At 49.9% G+C, this 19,300-nt stretch carries 18 protein-coding genes; 9 read left to right on the top strand and 9 right to left on the bottom strand.

Annotation, left to right across the window (positions count from 1 at the left end):
* Together ACTHS8_RS00375 and ACTHS8_RS00370 are read right to left on the bottom strand one after the other, a co-directional pair.
* On the bottom strand, positions 1-669 hold the full coding sequence (locus ACTHS8_RS00375) for a class I SAM-dependent methyltransferase (RefSeq protein WP_440372657.1): 669 nt from the start codon (positions 667-669) through the stop codon (positions 1-3).
* Positions 670-681: 12 nt separating this feature from the next.
* On the bottom strand, positions 682-867 hold the full coding sequence (locus ACTHS8_RS00370; RefSeq protein WP_003680728.1) for a DUF3460 family protein: 186 nt from the start codon (positions 865-867) through the stop codon (positions 682-684).
* A 216-nt stretch (positions 868-1,083) separates the two neighbouring features.
* On the opposite strand from ACTHS8_RS00370, the gene ACTHS8_RS00365 reads away from it, so the two are divergent.
* Positions 1,084-2,436, top strand: a complete 1,353-nt coding sequence (locus ACTHS8_RS00365) for a polynucleotide adenylyltransferase PcnB (RefSeq protein WP_440372656.1) — start codon at positions 1,084-1,086, stop codon at positions 2,434-2,436.
* Between the two features lie 117 nt (positions 2,437-2,553).
* On the opposite strand, the gene rpoD is transcribed toward ACTHS8_RS00365, so the two are convergent.
* Complete coding sequence (gene rpoD / locus ACTHS8_RS00360) at positions 2,554-4,506, bottom strand: RNA polymerase sigma factor RpoD (RefSeq protein ID WP_440372655.1); 1,953 nt, start codon at positions 4,504-4,506, stop codon at positions 2,554-2,556.
* 194 nt (positions 4,507-4,700) lie between these two features.
* Positions 4,701-6,473 carry a DNA primase gene (dnaG, locus tag ACTHS8_RS00355; RefSeq protein ID WP_107723327.1) on the bottom strand — a complete coding sequence of 591 codons (1,773 nt, stop codon included), beginning with the start codon at positions 6,471-6,473 and terminating at the stop codon, positions 4,701-4,703.
* A 329-nt stretch (positions 6,474-6,802) separates the two neighbouring features.
* Between dnaG and ACTHS8_RS00350 the strand changes: the two genes are divergently transcribed.
* Positions 6,803-8,239, top strand: a complete 1,437-nt coding sequence (locus ACTHS8_RS00350) for an NAD-dependent succinate-semialdehyde dehydrogenase (RefSeq protein ID WP_314590079.1) — start codon at positions 6,803-6,805, stop codon at positions 8,237-8,239.
* 266 nt (positions 8,240-8,505) lie between these two features.
* Entirely contained in the window at positions 8,506-8,646 is a 141-nt protein-coding gene (locus tag ACTHS8_RS00345) for a hypothetical protein (RefSeq protein ID WP_314590076.1), read from the top strand.
* 68 nt (positions 8,647-8,714) lie between these two features.
* On the opposite strand, the gene ACTHS8_RS00340 is transcribed toward ACTHS8_RS00345, so the two are convergent.
* The gene (locus tag ACTHS8_RS00340; protein ID WP_440372654.1) at positions 8,715-9,701 is read right to left on the bottom strand and encodes a malate dehydrogenase; all 987 of its coding nucleotides are present in this window, start codon (positions 9,699-9,701) and stop codon (positions 8,715-8,717) included.
* Between the two features lie 121 nt (positions 9,702-9,822).
* Positions 9,823-10,797: a PhoH family protein gene (locus tag ACTHS8_RS00335; RefSeq protein WP_004520317.1), complete on the bottom strand. Its 975-nt coding sequence runs from the start codon at positions 10,795-10,797 to the stop codon at positions 9,823-9,825.
* A 102-nt stretch (positions 10,798-10,899) separates the two neighbouring features.
* Here ACTHS8_RS00335 and ACTHS8_RS00330 point away from each other — a divergent pair, with 102 nt between their 5' ends.
* The 3 genes from ACTHS8_RS00330 (at position 10,900) to rlmB (ending at position 12,727) form a co-directional block, all read left to right on the top strand.
* Positions 10,900-11,610, top strand: a complete 711-nt coding sequence (locus ACTHS8_RS00330; RefSeq protein ID WP_254322025.1) for an AzlC family ABC transporter permease — start codon at positions 10,900-10,902, stop codon at positions 11,608-11,610.
* On the top strand, positions 11,607-11,915 hold the full coding sequence (locus tag ACTHS8_RS00325) for an AzlD family protein (RefSeq protein ID WP_314590071.1): 309 nt from the start codon (positions 11,607-11,609) through the stop codon (positions 11,913-11,915). The genes ACTHS8_RS00330 and ACTHS8_RS00325 overlap by 4 nt, the downstream gene beginning before the upstream one ends.
* A gap of 62 nt (positions 11,916-11,977) precedes the next feature.
* On the top strand, positions 11,978-12,727 hold the full coding sequence (gene rlmB, locus ACTHS8_RS00320; protein WP_004520319.1) for a 23S rRNA (guanosine(2251)-2'-O)-methyltransferase RlmB: 750 nt from the start codon (positions 11,978-11,980) through the stop codon (positions 12,725-12,727).
* A 53-nt stretch (positions 12,728-12,780) separates the two neighbouring features.
* Here the strand turns inward: rlmB and ACTHS8_RS00315 are convergent, their stop codons facing one another.
* From ACTHS8_RS00315 to pdxH, 3 genes are all read right to left on the bottom strand, one after another.
* The gene (locus ACTHS8_RS00315; RefSeq protein WP_314590068.1) at positions 12,781-14,373 is read right to left on the bottom strand and encodes a VWA domain-containing protein; all 1,593 of its coding nucleotides are present in this window, start codon (positions 14,371-14,373) and stop codon (positions 12,781-12,783) included.
* 251 nt (positions 14,374-14,624) lie between these two features.
* Positions 14,625-15,683 carry a pseudouridine synthase gene (locus tag ACTHS8_RS00310; RefSeq protein WP_440372653.1) on the bottom strand — a complete coding sequence of 353 codons (1,059 nt, stop codon included), beginning with the start codon at positions 15,681-15,683 and terminating at the stop codon, positions 14,625-14,627.
* Positions 15,684-15,842: 159 nt separating this feature from the next.
* Positions 15,843-16,475: a pyridoxamine 5'-phosphate oxidase gene (gene pdxH, locus ACTHS8_RS00305; RefSeq protein WP_137040735.1), complete on the bottom strand. Its 633-nt coding sequence runs from the start codon at positions 16,473-16,475 to the stop codon at positions 15,843-15,845.
* A gap of 111 nt (positions 16,476-16,586) precedes the next feature.
* Here pdxH and dut point away from each other — a divergent pair, with 111 nt between their 5' ends.
* The 3 genes from dut (at position 16,587) to guaA (ending at position 19,266) form a co-directional block, all read left to right on the top strand.
* Positions 16,587-17,039, top strand: a complete 453-nt coding sequence (gene dut, locus ACTHS8_RS00300) for a dUTP diphosphatase (RefSeq protein ID WP_440372652.1) — start codon at positions 16,587-16,589, stop codon at positions 17,037-17,039.
* Between the two features lie 186 nt (positions 17,040-17,225).
* Positions 17,226-17,552: a hypothetical protein gene (locus tag ACTHS8_RS00295; protein ID WP_254346550.1), complete on the top strand. Its 327-nt coding sequence runs from the start codon at positions 17,226-17,228 to the stop codon at positions 17,550-17,552.
* A 148-nt stretch (positions 17,553-17,700) separates the two neighbouring features.
* Positions 17,701-19,266: a glutamine-hydrolyzing GMP synthase gene (gene guaA, locus ACTHS8_RS00290; protein WP_250600435.1), complete on the top strand. Its 1,566-nt coding sequence runs from the start codon at positions 17,701-17,703 to the stop codon at positions 19,264-19,266.
* Positions 19,267-19,300: the final 34 nt, after the last annotated feature.

Raw genomic sequence — 19,300 nt, 5'->3', positions numbered from 1 at the left:
TTATTTTTTTAGTAGCAGTGTCAAACCGTCGCCGATAGGCAGGGTAATGGGAATAATGCGTGTATCGTGCGGCAGATTTTGGTTGAAATGGCGCAGGATATCCAAGCTGGGCGGATCGTTTTCGGCAGCTTCATTCATGACGCGTCCTCCCAACAAGATATTGTCGATGGCAATCACGCCGCCGCTTCGTACCAGTTGCAAACAGCGTTCAAAATATTGCGGCGTAGGCGGTTTGTCGGCATCGATAAGTGCCAAGTCGTAGCTTTCCGATTCTCCTTGCGCAATCAAATCGTCCAAAGTCAGCAAAGCCGGTTGCAGATGAAGCGAGATTTTATGCGCTACGCCTGCTGCCTGCCATGTTTCGCGGGCAATATCGGTAAAGGTTATATTGATGTCGCAAGCCGTGATTTTGCCGTCTTTGGGGAGGGCAAGCGCCATGGCGGTGCTGCTGTAACCGGTAAAGACGCCAACTTCCAAATATTTTTTGGCATTCAATAATTTGGCTAACCACACTAACATGGCTGCCTGCTCTTGGGCGATAGCCATCTTTCCCAGACGATGTGATTGGGTACGCTCGCGCAATGCGGTCAAAACGGGATGTTCGGATTGACCGATGCTGTTGAGGTAATGTTGTAATGCCGGATCGGTATTGTGCGTGTTGGTCGTCATGCCGATGCGGGATTAGTCTTGATAGTAGGTGTATGGTTTTTTGTTGACTTTGGCCGCTTCAAATTCGGCCTGTTCAGTCGGATTGAGGGTAACATCCCACAGCAAATGGCGGTTTTCGAGGCGTTGCGCTTCCATTTCGGGATTGTCTTCCATGAGCTTGTCGAGGAATTGGGTAGCTTCGGATTTGTAGTGGTACATGATGTTCTGCCTGAATCGTTGTCAGACCGTCATTATAGCCGATATTTTTTGCCAATACGCTAATTAATCGAACTTCCATAAGGTATAATGGCACGTCTTTTTTAGGCCGTCTGAAGCCTTTGCACAATGTTTTGCCCCTTCTGCGGCAGAATATTGTGCAAAGGCTTAAGCCAGACAAGTTTCAGACGGCCTTTTTTATTGTGAAAAGAGCTGCTTATGTTAAAAAAATGGCTGCATAAAGTGTTGCCTAAAAAACACGTCAAATCGTTGCCCGAAAAGGAAATTATCCCGCTTGAGCAACACGGTATCCGCGCGGATATGTTGAGCTTTGCCGCGGAGAAAATTGCCAAACGCCTGCATGAAGCCGGTTTTCAGGCTTATGTTGTGGGCGGTGCCGTTCGGGATTTGTTGCTCGGGGTCGAGCCCAAAGACTTTGATATTGCAACCGATGCCACGCCGGAGCAAATCTGCAAAGTATTCCGCCGCAGTCGCATTATTGGCCGCCGTTTCCAAATCGTTCATGTGATGATCGGCCCTGAAACCATTGAAGTCACGACGTTCCGTGGTGGCGATAAGGTTCAGCAAAATGCGCAAGGCCGCATTATGAAGGACAATACTTACGGCAGCATTGAAGAAGATGCCATGCGCCGCGACTTTACTTGTAATGCGTTGTATTACGACCCGATTAAAGAGGAGATTTGGGACTTCCATCAGGGTGTGGCTGATGTTGCTGATAAAAAATTGGTGATGATAGGCGATCCTGCCGAACGCTATCAGGAAGATCCTGTCCGTATTCTTCGTGCCGTACGTTTATCGGGCAAGTTGGGCTTTGAAGTGGAAGAGCAAACGGCGTTGCCGATTGCCGAATATGCAGGCCGTCTGAAAAATGAGCCGGTGGCCCGTCTTTTTGATGAAATTCTGAAAATCCTGTTTTCCGGTCATTCCCGCGCCTGTTTGAAACGGTTAAACGAGTTGGGTATTCCCGAAGGCATCCATCCGCTTTTAGATGCCTTGAAAACTGCCGAAGCGGCCGACAAACGTATGATTATGTTGGCCTTGAAAAATACCGACGAGCGTATTCGTGCGGATAAGTCCGTTTCCGTTGGTTTCGTATTGGCGGCGGTATTGTGGCCGACACTAAATGCTATGTGGCAACGCAATCTAAGCTATGGACAAAAACCTGTCCCAGCATTGATGGATGCGATGAACACGATGCGTGATACAGTAGAGAAAGGTTGGGGCGTACCGCAACGATTTTCTGCGACCATGCGTGAAATCTGGCAATTTCAGCCGCAATTCGACAATATGCGCGGCGCACGCCCGTATCGCCTGCTATCACAAGCACGTTTCCGAGCCGCTTATGATTTCCTAATTTTACGTAGCGAGGTTGGCGAGGTTGATAAAGAGATGGCTTCTTGGTGGACAACTTTCCAACATGCCGATGAGGAAACACGCCAGCAAATGACTGCGGCCAATGATCACAAACGTCAGAAACAAAGTGGATCAACTGATGGCAAACCCAAACGTCGTCGTCGCCGTCCGAAAAAGAAAACCACTGAGGCCGAATAAATTATCAAAATGAATTTAAGGCCGTCTGAAAACATTAAATCTTTTGAGATTTGGTTTTCAGACGGCCTTTTTGTATTCCAATAAAAAACCGCAGGTCTTTCAACCTGCGGTTTACTTTTACGATTTGTTTTCTTCGCTGTCGAGGAAGCTGCGGAGGCGGTCGCTACGAGTTGGGTGGCGCAGCTTGCGCAGGGCCTTGGCTTCGATTTGACGGATACGTTCACGGGTTACGTCAAATTGTTTGCCGACTTCTTCCAAAGTGTGGTCGGTATTCATATCGATACCGAAACGCATACGCAAAACTTTGGCTTCACGCGGCGTCAGGCTCTCGAGGATTTCTTTGGTTACTTCGTGCAGGCTGGTGTACATCGCAGCTTCTGCCGGCGCAACGTTGTTGGCATCCTCGATGAAGTCGCCCAAGTGCGAATCGTCATCATCGCCAATCGGCGTTTCCATGGAAATCGGCTCTTTGGCGATTTTCATGATTTTGCGGATTTTGTCTTCCGGCATTTCCATCAGCTCGGCCAGTTTGGCAGAATCAGGCTCTTCACCGGTTTCTTGCAGGTATTGGCGCGAGATACGGTTCATTTTGTTGATGGTTTCAATCATGTGAACCGGAATACGGATGGTACGCGCTTGGTCGGCGATAGAACGGGTAATCGCTTGACGAATCCACCATGTGGCGTAAGTTGAGAACTTGTAGCCGCGGCGGTATTCGAATTTGTCCACCGCTTTCATCAGACCGATATTGCCTTCTTGAATCAAATCAAGGAACTGCAAGCCGCGGTTGGTATATTTTTTGGCAATGGAAATAACCAAACGCAAGTTAGCCTGAATCATTTCCTGTTTGGCGGCTGAGGTTTCTTTCTCACTCAACACCATGTTTTTGTTGATTTCTTTCAACTCTTCGATGGAAATGCGGGTTTCGGCTTCCATATTTGCCAACTCGGTTTGTTTTTCGAGGATGGCGTGGCGGAAACGATCCAACGCGTTTGCCCATACACGGCCTTTGGCTACTTCTTCTTCTACCCATTTCAAATCAGTAATGGCGGGCAGGAAGTTTTTGATGAAGTAGTCGCGTTCCATGCGGACGCGGTCGATACAGATGTCGCGGATTTCACGCTCGAGTTTGCGGATGTTTTCAACGCGGCTGCGCAGGCTGCTACTCAGGTTTTCGATTTGACGTGTGGCAAAACGGACTTCCAACAGTTTGTTGGCAATGGCATCGCGGTGTTTCAGGTAGTTGGCGTGCTGACTACCGTGTTTTTCCAACTGCTTGATCATTTTGCCGTATTCGCTCTCGATAAAGGCGAAGTGTTCCAAAACTTTTTGTTTCAGTTCGGCCAAATGGGCGGCGGATATGGCTTCAGAGTCACTACCTGAATCGTCTTCATCTTCATCGTCGCCATCTTCATCATCGCTAACGGCTTCGCCTTCTTCGTCATCTGGTTTGGCATTTTCCAAGTGACCTAAGCCCAATTCGTTCAATAAGACTTCATTAGGGTCGATGATGGCTTCAACGACTTCATCCACACGGATTTCATCGTTGCGGACTTGCTCGATCAACGCCAGAATTTCGGCAATCGAACCTGGGCAGGCGGAGATTGCCTGCACCATGTTTTTCAGTGCATTTTCGATTTTTTTGGCGATGATGATTTCGTCTTCGCGTGTCAACAAATCGACTTGGCCCATTTCACGCATATACATACGCACAGGGTCGGTTGTGCGGCCGAATTCTGAATCTGCGCTGGAGAGTGCTGCTTCGGCTTCTTCAACGGCATCGTCGTCGGTTATGGCGGCGGCATTGTCGCTCAAGAGGATATCTTCAGCATCAGGAGCCTGCTCGGTTACCTGGATACCCAAACCGGAAATCATGCTGACGATGTTGTCGATTTGCTCGGCGTCGGACATATCGTCGGGTAGCGCGTCGTTAATTTCGGAATAAGTGATGTAGCCGCGTTCTTTACCCATAATAATGAGTTGACGCAGACGGGCGCGCTGTTCTTCGATACTCAAGGGACGGTTGTCATCTTGGTCTTGGTATTCTTCGTAGTTTTGGTTTTTAGACATGGATTGCTCTCTAGGTTGATAGGATGCCGACGGTTTACGGTGATGTGGCCGTACCTGAAGGCGGAGCAGAGCTTTTTGTTGTGAAATCAGATTTCACTTTAATACTCTGATGTCGTCTGAAAATATTACAGATGGAGTGTTCTGCGTGTCATGTTTCGCAGCGTGTGTTTAGATTGTTCAGACGGCCTGAGGGGTTAGTTTTGCTTTGCCGTCAAAAGTGACAGCAAGAGTCTTTTTTCATTTTCGGTCAAACCGGTTTGAATACTTTTTTGCTTTAAAGTTTCGATTTGACTGTATTTTAATTCATTTAACAACTTTTTCATGCCGATTTGGAAACTTTCGCAATCTTCTTCGTTATCCCCTTCCATTTCTTCAGAATGAAGGGTCGATAAAAAGATTTGATTGACGGTTTCCTCATAGGGCGAACCGCGCATATATTCCAGTACTTGTGCAGTTGCTGGAGTCGTATCGTGATGCTTGATGGTTTCGGCCAAATTGGCAAGGCAGGCAAAGTCGCCGCTTAAAGCCAGATAATCGGGCAGGTCTATATATGAAGCCCAAGCCGGATTTATCAAGAGGCTACGTATCTGTCTTTGAACCAGTGTCAGCATGGTTGGCTGTTTGACAGAAATAGGCGGCAGTTTGTAACTTTTCTGTTTGACGTGCCGCTTTGGCGCTTCTTGTCCGAGTAACTGGGCGAGGTTGTCCGGGTCAATGCCCACCAGTTCGCTGAGTTTTTGTTTCAGAAGATAGCCCAATGCCGGCGCAGTAATCTGAGCCAAAAGCGGAGAACTGGTTTTGACTAATTCTGCTTTGCCTTCTTGCGTATTGAGGTTGAGGCCGTCTGAAAGATGTTCCCAAAAGTATTCGGATAGGGGCTTGCTTTGGTTTAACAAGGCATCTTCAAATTGGGTCTTGCCATAGGCGCGGATGTAGCTGTCTGGGTCGTGTTCTTCGGGTAAGAATAAAAAATGCAGCGATTTATCGTCTTTTAATTGTGGCAACGCATTTTCCAGCGCGCGCCAAGCCGCTTTACGTCCCGCGCTGTCGCCATCAAAACAAAAATAAATACTGTCTGCCTGACGCATTAGGATTTTAACGTGTTCCGCCGTGGTTGCCGTACCCAAAGCCGCTACGCCATAGCCGACGCCGAACTGTGCCAGCGCGACCACGTCCATATAGCCTTCGACCACCAAAATCCGTCCGGCCTCTTTTACGGCGGCACGCCCTTCATATAGTCCGTAAAGGTTTTTCCCTTTGTCGAACAAAGGCGTATCAGGCGAGTTTAAATATTTCGGTTTCGAGTCGTCCAACACCCTACCGCCAAAACCAATTACCTGCCCACGCGGATTACGGATAGGGAACATAATCCGATGACGGAAGCGGTCGTAATGTTTGCCTTCGTTGTCGATGACCATGCCCGTATCCACCAACGCAGTATTCGGATAGGGTTGGAACACTTGTGCCAAAGGTTGCCAACCGTCAGGCGCATAGCCCAAACCATAATGCGCGATGACTTCCGCACTCAAGCCGCGCTTGTCCAAATAAGCCTTCGCCGCCGGATTGAATTTCAATTGTTGCGCATAAAAATCCGCTGCCGCCGCTGTTGTTTCTTCCAAAGTTTGTTGCTTTTTTTTACGTTCGGCACGGATTTCGGGATTGTCTTCCTGCCCGCGAACTTTAGGTACCGTCATACCGACGCGATCAGCCAAAAACTGCACCGCCTCCGGAAACGACAGCCCCTGATGTTCCATCACAAAACCAATCGCCGAACCATGAGCCCCGCAACTGAAGCAATGGTAAAACTGCTTGGTCGGGCTAACCGAAAACGACGGCGTTTTTTCCTTGTGAAACGGACAGCAGGCCATATAGTTCGCCCCACCTTTCTTCAGCGGAACCTGCTCGTCGATAATATCGACAATATCGACTTTGGACAAAAGCTCGTCAATGAAATCAGATGGAATCATGGCTCGGCAGAAGAGGATGGACGAAAAATATTTCAGACGGCCTTATAAACAGACAAAGGCCGTCTGAAAATGGAATTTTGGATGAGGGTTGAGATGAATTTCGTATTATAGCAAATTGTTGTAATACATGTGTCTTATCCTTTTGAGGTAGAGTATTAATAATCGTATTTCATTCGTTATTAAGATAGATATGATTTAGCTAAAGCAAAGGCCGTCTGTAAGATATTCAGACGGCCTTTGCTATTGGCTTATTTTGCGATTTAGTTGCGCTTTCATGGTATGAATATGATAATGAACGTATATCCTCGGTTTTAGAAAGGTCGTTTCTCATGAAAGATTTTGCCCGTTTGCTCAATCATCCCGATATTTCCTTTTCTCCGATTCCAGATGCCATTAGAGTTGATAACCCTGCAACAGGTGAGGTTTTGGCGTTTGTCCGTAAAACTGATTCAGACGGCCTGAAGCTTTTGATTCAAAAGGCGGAGGCGGTACAAAAATTATGGGCGGCAAAAACTGCGTTGGAACGCGCTGATGTGTTGTGGCGTTGGTATTTTTTGATTAAAGAAAATAAAGAAGAGCTGGCGCGTATCATGACGATGGAGCAGGGTAAAAGTCTGACTGAGGCGCGTGGCGAGATTGATTATGCGGCTTCGTTTGTGCGCTGGTTTGCGGAAGAGGCGCGACGGATTGACGGCGATGTGCTGACGAGTGTGAAAGCGTCGCAAAAACTGGTTGTATTGAAACAGCCTGTCGGCGTTACCGCCGCGATTACGCCGTGGAATTTCCCATCTGCGATGATTGCACGCAAGGCTGCGCCTGCTTTGGCAGTGGGCTGCGCGATGATTGTCAAACCTGCATCGCTCACGCCTTTGAGTGCGTATGCGTTGGCCGTACTGGCTTATGAAGCGGGCGTGCCACAGGATTTGTTGCCTGTTGTCAGTGGTAGCGCTTCGGAAATCAGTCATGAATTTGCCACAAATCCGACCGTGCGCAAAATCAGCTTTACCGGCTCAACCGAAGTCGGTGCGAAAATTTTTGCCGACAGCGCGGCGGACATTAAAAAACTCAGCTTGGAACTGGGCGGCAATGCGCCGTTTATCGTGTTTGACGATGCCGATTTGGACAAAGCTGTCGAAGGCGCGCTTGCCAGCAAGTTCCGTAACAGCGGCCAGACCTGCGTCTGCACCAACCGCGTTTACGCTCAGTCCGGCATTTACGACGAATTTTGCCGCAAATTAAGCGAAAAAGTAGCCGCGCTCAAATTGGGCAACGGCTTGGATGAAGGCGTCAACCAAGGGCCGCTGATTGAGGAAAAAGCGGTGGAGAAAGTCGAGCAGCACATCGCCGACGCGCTCTCAAAAGGCGCGGTCTGCCTGACCGGCGGCAAACGCAGCGCGTTGGGCGGAACGTTTTTCGAACCGACCGTCTTAAGCGGCGTAACGGCACAAATGGCGGTGGCGCGCGAAGAAACCTTCGGGCCGTTGTGTCCCGTGTTCTGCTTTGAAACCGAAGCCGAGGTCATCGAGGCTGCGAACAATACGGAATACGGTCTGGCAGCTTACCTTTATACGACTGATACCGCCCGCCAGTGGCGCGTCGGCGAAGCCTTGGAATACGGCATGGTCGGCATCAATACGGGCTTAATCAGTAATGAAGTGGCACCGTTTGGCGGCGTGAAACGCAGCGGTTTGGGACGTGAAGGCAGCAAATATGGTGCGGATGAATATTTGGAACTGAAATATTTGTGCATTGATGTAGCGGAATAAGGCTGCACGGTAAAGGTTGTCTGAAATTTGATTTCAGACGGCCTTTTTCAAACGCAGAAAACTTACTAATCAATCTTATATCATTATTAATTATTTGCATAAAAAACAAAAATTAAAGAACTATATTAAAAAACAAAAGTCATAGTTCTATGATTGGTATTACTTCCACAAAAAAATGGTAATGTGAATGTTTAAGAAAATTTTAGTTCTGTTTTGCGTAGCTTTCATCGGCGCATGCAGTTCCTTTGATGGGAACGGTTTGACAAATGGCTCATATTCTCAAGGGAAACGGCTTGACCCGAATTGTGATCATTATGCTGTCGGCGGTAGTGGTGGCGGTTGTAAACCGTCAGGTCAATGGCATCTTAAAGATAAACAAGGGCAAAGAGTGCCATTCTAGTTTTTAAAAATGATTGTAGAACGGGCATTTAATTATTTAGGCCGTCTGAAATTTGGTTTTCAGACGGCCTTTGTTTTAGAGTAAATCCTGGATGGCTGAACGTTCTTCTTCCAATTCGGCCAGCGTAGCGGCAATACGTTTTTGGCTGAATTCGTCCGACAAATCTAAGCCTTGGACGATGCGGTAGCTGCCTTCGTCACAAATGACGGGGAAGCCGAAAATCAAACCTTCGGGAATGCCGTAAGAGCCATCGGATGGAACGCCCATGGTTATCCATTTGCCACTGCTGCCAAGCAACCAGTCGCGCAGGTGGTAGATGGCGGCATTGGCGGCAGAGGCTGCAGATGATGAACCGCGCGCAGCGATAATGGCGGCACCGCGTCCGGCGATTTTCGGCATGAAGAGTTCGGTATTCCAGTCGGGTTCGGTAATCATGTCTTGGACGGACTCGCCGTTGCTGGTGGCGTAGCGGTAGTCGGCGTACATGGTTGGGCTGTGGTTGCCCCAAACGCACATTTGCTCGATGGAAGTAATCGGGCGGTTGATTTTTTCGGCAATTTGGCTGACGGCGCGATGGTGGTCGAGACGCATCAGCGCGGTGAAATTTTCCGGCGGGATGTCGGGTGCGGATTTCATGGCGATGTAGGCGTTGGTATTGGCCGGGTTGCCGACGACGAGGACTTTAACGTTGCGATTGGCAACTTTGTTCAACGCCGCGCCTTGTACTTTGAAAATTTCGCCATTGGCGTGCAGCAAATCGGCGCGCTCCATGCCTTGGGTACGCGGGCGCGCACCAATCAAGAGGGCGATGTCGGCATCTTTGAAGGCGACTTCGGGGTCGTCTGTGGCGAAGATGTCGGCAAGGAGCGGGAAGGCACAATCCTGCATTTCCATAATCACGCCGCGCAATGCCTGTTGCGCCTGCGGCAGGTCGAGCAACTGCAGGATAACGGGTTGGTCGCGTCCGAGCATGATGCCGCCGGCGATACGGAAGAGGGTGGCGTAGGCGATTTGGCCTGCCGCGCCGGTAACGGCGATTCGGACGGGTGGCTTGAGAGTCATATTTTTCCTTTTGAAGTCGTTGTTTTACTTGATTTTCGGATTATAGCAGTATTATGCGGAGAATGATGTAGTAAGGCCGTCTGAAATTTGATTTTCAGACGGCCTGAAGTGTTTGAAAAAATTATTCGCCGTTTTTCTTTTCAGCTTGTTCTTCTGCTGCTTCATAGGCTTCGACGATTTTCTGCACCAAAGGATGGCGGACAACGTCTTCGCTGGTGAAGGTGTGGAAATACAGGCCTTCTACATCGCGCAGTTTTTCGCGTGCATCTTTTAAGCCGGATTTGATGTTGCGCGGCAGGTCGATTTGGCTGATGTCGCCGGTAATGACTGCTTTGGCACCGAAGCCGATACGGGTCAGAAACATTTTCATTTGTTCGGGCGTGGTGTTTTGCGCTTCGTCCAAAATGACATACGCGCCATTTAAGGTGCGGCCGCGCATATAGGCCAGCGGCGCAATTTCAATCAAACCTTTTTCCATCAGTTTGGTTACGCGGTCGAAGCCCATTAAATCGTAAAGCGCATCGTAAAGCGGTCGCAGGTAGGGATCGACTTTTTGTGCCAAATCGCCCGGCAGGAAGCCTAATTTTTCGCCTGCTTCGACTGCAGGGCGAACCAAAACAATGCGTTCGATTTGATGTTTTTCCATGGCATCGACTGCGGCGGCAACGGCAAGATAGGTCTTACCCGTACCGGCAGGGCCTAAGCCGAACACGACATCGTGGTTGAGCAAGGCGCGGATATAGCCGTTTTGGCGCGGGGTGCGGCCGCCGATGCTGCCGCGTTTGGTGCGGAAATAGTATTGTTGGTCATGGTGTTTTTCTTCGTGTTTTTCATCTGCGGTTTTTGCTTCAACGGCCGCGAGGCTGATAGCGTTGTCGTCCAAGTCGCCTTTTTCTGCGGCTTCGGCAAGCGACAGCAAGGCACGACGGCCGGCGTGTGCCAGTTCGCCCATGAAGGTGAAATGTTCGAAGCGGCGGCTGATTTGGATATCAAGGGCTTTGCCTAAGGCTTCGAGATTGCTGTCGAGCGCGCCGCACAGGCGTTGCAACACGGTATTGTCAATTTCTTCAAACTGCAGATGGACGGTGTGGGTCATATCGGTTTCCGTAAATAAATCTAATTTTTCCGTATTATACCCTTGTTCAGACGGCCTGCTTTATAATACGTCGCTTCTTTTTAATAAACCGTTTCAATCAAAATGAATCACACTGCTACTCCTCAATCGGAATTTCTGCGCGGTATCAAAGAATGCTCCCCCATGTTGATCGGCTTGTTGCCGTGGGCGCTGATTTTGGGCATGCAGGGTGGGCAGAAAGGCATGAGTTGGCTGGAAATGCTGCTGATGACGGGCATGAACTTTGCCGGCGGCTCGGAGTTTGCCGCGGTCAATCTGTGGGCAGACCCGTTGCCGATTCTGCTGATTGCAACGGTTACGTTTATGATTAATTCGCGCCATATCCTGATGGGTGCGGCGATTGCGCCGTATATGAGGGATATGCCGCTGAAAAAGGCGATGCCTGCGCTGTTTGTAATGTGCGATGAAAGCTGGGCGATGGCCTTGTCTGAAATTCAAAAACGCAAGGCGCTTGGTTTGCCTGCATTCAATATGCCGTTTTATGCGGGCGTGTGTTTTATTTTGTATGTAACGTGGATTGGTTTTGCAGCATTTGGCGCGGCAGTCGGCCCGATGTTCGGCGATGTGGCGGCATGGGGCTTCGGCATGGCGTTTCCTGCGGTGTTTTTGGTGTTGCTGCGCGGGATGTGGAAGAGCTTTGCGGCTTCACGCCCTTGGTTTGTCAGCCTGATTGTGGCGTGTGTAACCTATTTGACCGTGGATGGCGCATGGTATGTTCCGGCTGGAACGTTGTCAGGCTTGTTGGCGGCGTATTTGTGGGGAGAGCAAAAATGAAGGATTTGTTGTCGCTGCAATCGTTTCTGCTGTTTTTAAGCATGTTGGCCGTTACTTATTCAACCCGATTAATCGGCTTTTTTACATTGCGCAACCGTACATTGAGCCGTCGCGCGCAAGTGGTTATGGAGGCTGCGCCGGGCTGTGTGTTGATTTCTGTGATTGCGCCTTATTTTGTATCGGACAAACCGCATGAGCTGATAGCCATTGCTTTGACGGTATTGGCCGCCAGCCGGTTTTCGATGTTGGTAACGGTATTAATCGGCGTTGGCACTTCGGGCATACTCGGTTATTTGATGAAATAAAAAATTTTCAGACGGCCTTACTTGTTATAATGGCCGTCTGAATTTTTTGATAAAGCAAAAACATGGCAAACCAACGACTCATCTATGGCTTTCACGCCGTCAATGCCCGTTTGTGGCAAAACCCGAAATCGATTACCGAACTCTATATCCAAGAGGGCAAATCCGATGCGCGCACCCGCGATGTATTGGATAAAGCGGCCTCTGAAAACGTACGCGTGCATTTTGCCGATGCCGACCGCCTGAATGCCATCAGCAAAGGGGCGCGCCATCAGGGCGTGGTCGGGTTTATCGATGCTTCCAAAAACCACGTTCACTTGGAAGATGTGTTGGAAAACCTGAGTGAACCGCCGTTTTTGCTGGTATTAGACGGCATTACCGACCCGCACAACCTCGGCGCGTGTCTGCGTACTGCCGATGCGATGGGCGTACATGCCGTGATTGCGCCCAAAGACAAAAGCGCCGGCCTGAATGCGACTGTCAGCAAAGTTGCCTGTGGCGCGGCGGAAACCGTGCCGTATATTACCGTAACCAATCTTGCCCGTACTTTGCGTGAGCTGAAAGAATACGGCATTTGGATTGTTGGTACGGACATGGGCGGCGACTCTGACCTTTACCACTGCGATTTGCCCGACAGCGTGGCTTGGGTAATGGGCAACGAAGGCGAAGGCATGCGCCGCCTGACGCGAGAACATTGCGATATGCTGGTATCGATTCCGATGTTTGGCACAGTCGAAAGCATGAACGTTTCCGTCAGCGCAGGCATGGTATTGAGCGAAACCCGCCGTCAACGCGTGTTGAAATCGGAAAAATAAAAAGTTTAATTAAAAGGCCGTCTGAATGTTTTTCAGACGGCCTTTTTCAGGTTTTATTCTTTAACTAAAGGACCTGATTTCTTTTCGCTACCGGCGGCAATGCGTACCAATTGGAGAAATTCCGATTTCAGCTCAAACGGATCATCGCCTTGGACTTTCTGTACCATTTTTTCAATGTCGCTCCAACCCAGTTTGCCGTTGTATTCACCGCCGCGCAGAGCTTGCGCGTAAGAGGCTGCAGCCAGGGCGAGCAGGGTGTCTTTATTGGCTTGCTCCAGCGGTTTGCTGCCAACGGGAATTGCTTGTTCCATCAGCTTGCTGTCTTTTTCCCCAGGCAGTTTGTAGCGTACTTTGACAAAGGCGTATTCGTTTTTACTGCCTTTGGCAACAGGGGCTTTTTGATAGCGTGATTCGTTCAGCCAGCCGTTTTTGCCTGCCGGAATGATTTCATAGATGGCGGTCACGCTGTGGCCTGAGCCGATATCGCCCGCATCTACTTTGTCATTGTTGAAGTCTTCATTGCGCAGGGTACGGTTGGTGTAGCCGACCAAGCGGTATTCTTTGACAGTAGCAGGATTGAACTCGACTTGGATTTTGACATCTTGCGCAACGGTGGCAAGCGTGGAAGTCAGTTGTTGTTGCAAAACTTTTTTCGCTTCTTTTTCGTTGTCGATGTAGCTGTAATTGCCGTCGCCTGCATCGGCAATTTGTTCCATCATGTCTTCGTTGTAATTGTCCGTACCGAATCCTAGCGTGCTGAGTGAAACACCGGTTTTACGTTTTTCGGCAACCATGGATTTGAGCGTTTCGGTATCAGATACACCAACGTTAAAGTCACCATCGGTCGCCAGCAGGATACGGTTGATGCCGTTGGGTATAAAGGCTTTTTGCGCTTGCTCGTAGGCCATGCGTAAAGCGGATTCGCCCGAAGTCGAGCCTTCTGCTTTCAGTTTGTCGATGGCCTTCAGGATGGTTTCTTTATCAGCACCTGATGTGGGCGGAAGCACCAGCTCTTCGCCTGATGAATAGGTAATCAGGGTAACTTTGTCCTGAGGACGTAATTGTTGGGTCAAGATCCGTAGCGTTTTTTGAACCAGCGGAAGTTTGTTTTCTGTATTCATACTGCCGGATACGTCCACAAGGAATACCAGATTGGCAGGCGGCAGATCTTTCTTTGCCGTGTCTTGTGCTTGGATACCGATTTTGATCAGCTTGGCTTCCGGTTGCCATGGAGAATCAATGGTTTCGGTATGAACGGCAAATGGACGGCCGTCAGTAGGCAGCAGATAGTTATAAGGGAAGTAATTGATGATTTCCTCAATGCGCACGGCATCTTTGGGCGGCTGTTCTCCATTGTTCAGAAATCGGCGGACGTTGGCGTAGCTGCCGGTATCGACATCGATGCTGAATGTAGAAACAGGCTCTTGGGCAACGGATTTGACCGGTTGGTCGGGTTGTTCTTGGTAGCGTTCAGTGTTTTCTGCAAGAGACAGATTTTCTTCAGCAACGGCAGCAGCAGGCAATGCTGAGCCTGGTGCGCCATGAAGATTTTCGGTTGACGAGTCTGATCGGTCGAGTGGGCCGGAACACGCTGTCAAAGCTGCTAAAGTGAGTATGGAAACGGTTTTCAGGAAGAAACGGGGCATGATTTAAGCTCCTGGGAAATATCACATGCTGATTGTTAAAAGTGTTATTGGCAGTGTATTGGTAGATTCAACGCTGGCGCTGAGTCACTTTTTTTAAGTTTTAGTGTGTGAACAGTGGGTTAAGTTTAAATCAGAACAAGGCGGAGCAATGCAGTACTGGTCTAAACTTAACCCACTATTTTTATGACTTGGGCAAGATTTTGTCGGGCTGAGACGATTTTGTAAAGGCCTCAGCCCCGATTTACCTTACATTAACTTTTCTTCCGGCGACGTTCGCCCGGCAGCAGCATATCCGCCCATTTGATGATGTTGGCGACTTCTGCCGGATTGAGTTCGTAGAACTGGCCGCGTTTGAGGCGGTTTGGCAGGCCGATGGGGCCGAAGCCTACGCGGACGAGGCGGCTGACGGTCAGGCCTTGGCTTTCAAAAATACGGCGTACTTCGCGGTTGCGGCCTTCTTTGATGACGACGTTGTACCATTTGTTTACGCCTTCGCCGCCTTGTTCGTAGATGCGTTCGACTTTTGCCAAACCGTCTTCGAGCATGACGCCTTCTTCGGTCAGGACGCGCATTTGTTCGGTGGTCAACTCGCCTAATACGCGCACAGCGTATTCGCGTTCGACTTCAAAGCTGGGGTGGGCAAAGCGTTGAACCAGCTCGCCGGAAGTGGTCAGGATCAAAAGGCCGCTGGTATTGATGTCCAAACGGCCGATGGCTACCCAGCGGCTGCTGGCTGCTTGTGGCAGGCGGTCGAAAATGCTGACGCGTCCTTGCGGGTCGTCGCGGGAAACGATTTCGCCTTCTTGTTTGTAGTAGAGGATGATGCGTGGCAGGCGGTCTGCCCATTTGAGTTTGATGATACTGCCTTTGACGGTAACGTGGTCGTCGGGCGTGACTTTTTCGCCCAGTTGGGCTACGCGGCCGTTAACCGTTACCCAGCCGTTGCTGATCCATTCTTCCATTTCGCGGCGTGAGCCGACGCCGGAGGCGGCCAGGACTTTTTGCAGGCGCTCGGGTTCGAAGCGTGAAAGGTCGCTGCGACGTTCTTTCAAATCGCGGGCGTGCTCCATGATTTTTTGGTTGGGGTTGCGGACAACCAGTTTTTTGGCTTTGGCGGCACGTTGTTTAGGCGCGGTATTTTGAGCTTTGGGGCCGTCTGAAACTTTTTGGCCGTAAGGTTTGCCTGATGTTTTGCGTTCGTCGTCTGGACGCTTTTTATTGGTAAAGGATTTGGCCGGTTTGGAAGGTTTTTTGGCGGTAGACGATACGCCGTCGCGCCATTGGCGTTTGCTGGAAGGCTGTTTGGACATGATTTTTCCTAACTCGCTTGAAAAAGCGGTTCTTCTGCGGCGGTTGCGGCAGGGGTTGGATTGGGGGAAAAGGCCGTCTGAAAATCAAATTCAGACGGCCTGCCGATGAAAGGTTGTATTGTAACTCAACCAGTAAATTTTTGTTTGAAAATCCGAAAATTATGGCGAAAGGCGTTCGCGTATCCAGTTGCCGTCAACCAGGCGGTATTGGATACGGTCGTGCAGGCGGCTGGGGCGGCCTTGCCAAAATTCGATACGGTCGGGAATGACGAGGTATCCGCCCCAATGCGGCGGGCGGGGAACATGCAGGGGGTGTTTGACACTGACGGCCGCGGCCTTGGCCACTAATACGGCTTTGCTGGAAATTACTTCGCTTTGCGCGCTTGCCCATGCGCCGATACGGCTGGTATACGGGCGGCTTTCAAAATATTCGTCCGAAGCGGCGGCGTCGAGTTTTTCAATGCGTCCTTCAACGCGTACTTGGCGTTCGAGTTCCGGCCAGAAAAAGGTCATGGCGGCAAAAGGGTGTGCCGTATAGGAGCGGCCTTTGCGGCTGTGGTAATTGGTAAAGAAGACAAAGCCTTTGGGGTTGACTTCTTTCAGCAATACCATGCGGCTGTTTGGCCTGCCGTCTTCGCCCACGGCGGCAACGTTGACCGCGGTCGGCTCGTTGACTTCAGCGTGAATCGCTTCGTTCAGCCATTGCTCGAATTGGACAATAGGGTCGGCGTGGCATTCGGCTTCCGACAGCTCGCGTTTGCTGTAATCTTCGCGGATATTGTGCAGATCCATGATTTTCCTCCTTAGGTCTGACTGAATCATACTCCGTTTTTTCAGACGGCCTCAAGGGCATTTGTGTATAATCGTAGCCCTTTCCAATATAGAACAATACGGAGTCCTGTCATGCAAACCGAAGTCGAACTGAAAATCTTAAATCCGAAAATGGCCGATTTCCTGCCTGCTTATGCAACGCCCGGTTCTGCCGGTTTGGACTTGCGTGCCTGCTTGGATGAAGTCGTTGTATTGCAGCCGGGCGATGTGTATCTCGTTCCAACCGGTTTGGCGGTGCATTTGGCCAACCCTGCTTACGCAGCCGTTTTATTGCCGCGTTCCGGCTTGGGTCATAAACACGGTATTGTTTTGGGCAATTTGGTCGGTTTGATTGACTCGGATTATCAAGGAGAATTGAAGGTTTCTCTGTGGAACCGTGGTAAAGAAGCGTTTACCATCGAGCCGATGGAGCGTATCGCGCAAATGGTGATTGTGCCGGTTGTCCAAGCCGCGTTTAAAGTTGTGGACGAGTTTGCCGCCAGTGAGCGCGGTGAAGGCGGATTCGGCAGCACCGGCAAAGCCTGATGATTTAAAAGGCCGTCTATAACAGGGGAAATTGAAATATTTGATTTCGGTTTGCCGCGGTTCAGATGGCCTTTTTGCTGAGCTAACCTTTGCATAATTACACACAAGATTGCATTTTTATATCTTGCCTGCATGGCCGACGCACCCAATAATACAGGCCGTCTGAAACCTTTACGGAGCGTTGTTATGTCCCGTCCCTCACTTTTTCTGCCTTTATTTTTGATTATCTTTGGTGCGATTTGGTTTTTACGCGCTACTGATATTTTGCCTGCGACATCGACAATGATTGCCGGCGCATTAATTATTTTGGGCTTTGTCGTATTGATTATGGACGGCATTAACAAACAGTCCATCGTTTCCGGTCCGATGTTGGTTTATATCGGTACAGCCATTTATCTGCACATGAGTTACTGGATTTACCTCTCGCCGTTATTGGCCATCGGCATGGTTGTGTTGGGTTGCCTGCTGTTGCTCTCGCGCAGCGATATGATTCCTGAGAAACACACAAAATAGAAAGATGAGAGATTTGGGTTTTGCCCTATAAAGGCCGTCTGAACAATGGTATAATCCGCCGTTTCAGACGGCCTTTTTTATTGTGGTTTAAATTTGAAATTTACCCTCCCGGTCGCACCGTTTTCTTACATTTTGCAAAGTTTCCGCCATGACCCAAGACAAAATCCTTATTCTCGACTTCGGCTCGCAAGTTACCCAGCTGATCGCCCGCCGCGTGCGCGAAGCCCACGTTTACTGCGAACTGCATTCGTTCGACATGCCTTTGGAAGAAATCAAAGCTTTCAACCCGAAAGGTATTATCCTCTCCGGTGGTCCTAATTCCGTTTACGAATCCGACTATCAAGCCGATACCGGTATTTTTGATTTGGGCATTCCGGTTTTGGGCATCTGCTACGGCATGCAATTTATGGCGCACCACTTGGGCGGCGAAGTTACCCCGGGAAACCAACGCGAATTCGGTTATGCACAGGTTAAAACCATTGACAGCGAGCTGACACGCGGCATTCAAGACGATGCGCCAAACACGCTCGACGTTTGGATGAGCCATGGCGATAAAGTTTCCAAACTGCCTACCGGCTTCTCTGTCATCGGCGACACACCATCTTGCCCTATTGCCATGATGGAAAACGCTGAGAAACAATTCTACGGCATCCAATTTCACCCTGAAGTGACCCATACCAAACAAGGCCGCGCGCTGTTGAACCGCTTTGTCTTGGATATTTGCGGTGCACAACCAAGCTGGACCATGCCGAACTACATCGAAGAAGCTGTTGCCAAAATCCGCGAACAGGTTGGCAACGACGAAGTAATTTTGGGTTTGTCCGGCGGCGTGGACTCTTCCGTAGCGGCCGCGCTGATTCACCGTGCCATCGGCGATCAACTGACCTGCGTATTTGTTGACCACGGTTTGTTGCGTTTGAACGAAGGCAAAATGGTGATGGATATGTTTGCCCGCAACTTGGGCGTACGCGTGATTCACGTTGACGCCGAAGAGCAGTTTTTGGCGAAACTGGCCGGCGTGACCGATCCGGAGAAAAAACGCAAAATCATCGGTGCGGAATTTATTGAAGTATTTGACGCTGAAGAGAAAAAACTCACTAACGCCAAATGGTTGGCGCAAGGTACGATTTACCCTGACGTAATCGAATCCGCAGGCGCAAAAACCAAAAAAGCCCACGCCATCAAATCCCACCACAACGTCGGCGGCCTGCCTGAAAACATGAAGCTCAAGCTGCTTGAGCCTTTGCGCGATTTGTTCAAAGACGAAGTACGCGAATTGGGCGTCGCTTTGGGCCTGCCGCGCGAAATGGTGTACCGCCATCCGTTCCCCGGCCCGGGTTTGGGCGTGCGTATCTTGGGCGAAGTGAAAAAAGAATACGCCGACTTGCTCCGTCAAGCAGACGATATTTTCATTCAAGAATTGCGCAATACTACCGATGAAAACGGCACATCTTGGTACGACCTAACCAGCCAAGCCTTCGCCGTATTCCTGCCTGTGAAATCCGTCGGCGTGATGGGCGACGGCCGCACATACGATTACGTCGTTGCCTTGCGTGCCGTGATTACCAGCGACTTTATGACTGCGCACTGGGCTGAGCTGCCATACTCGCTGCTCGGCCGCGTGTCCAACCGCATCATCAATGAAGTCAAAGGCATCAACCGCGTGGTTTATGATGTCAGTGGCAAACCGCCTGCCACGATTGAATGGGAATAATCCCTAAATAATAAAGGCCGTCTGAACAGATATT

The sequence above is a fragment of the Neisseria sp. P0016.S008 genome, from assembly GCF_051957775.1.
GTDB classification, from domain to species: Bacteria; Pseudomonadota; Gammaproteobacteria; order Burkholderiales; family Neisseriaceae; genus Neisseria; species Neisseria flavescens_B.
This window is presented reverse-complemented; position numbering and strand designations above follow the sequence as displayed.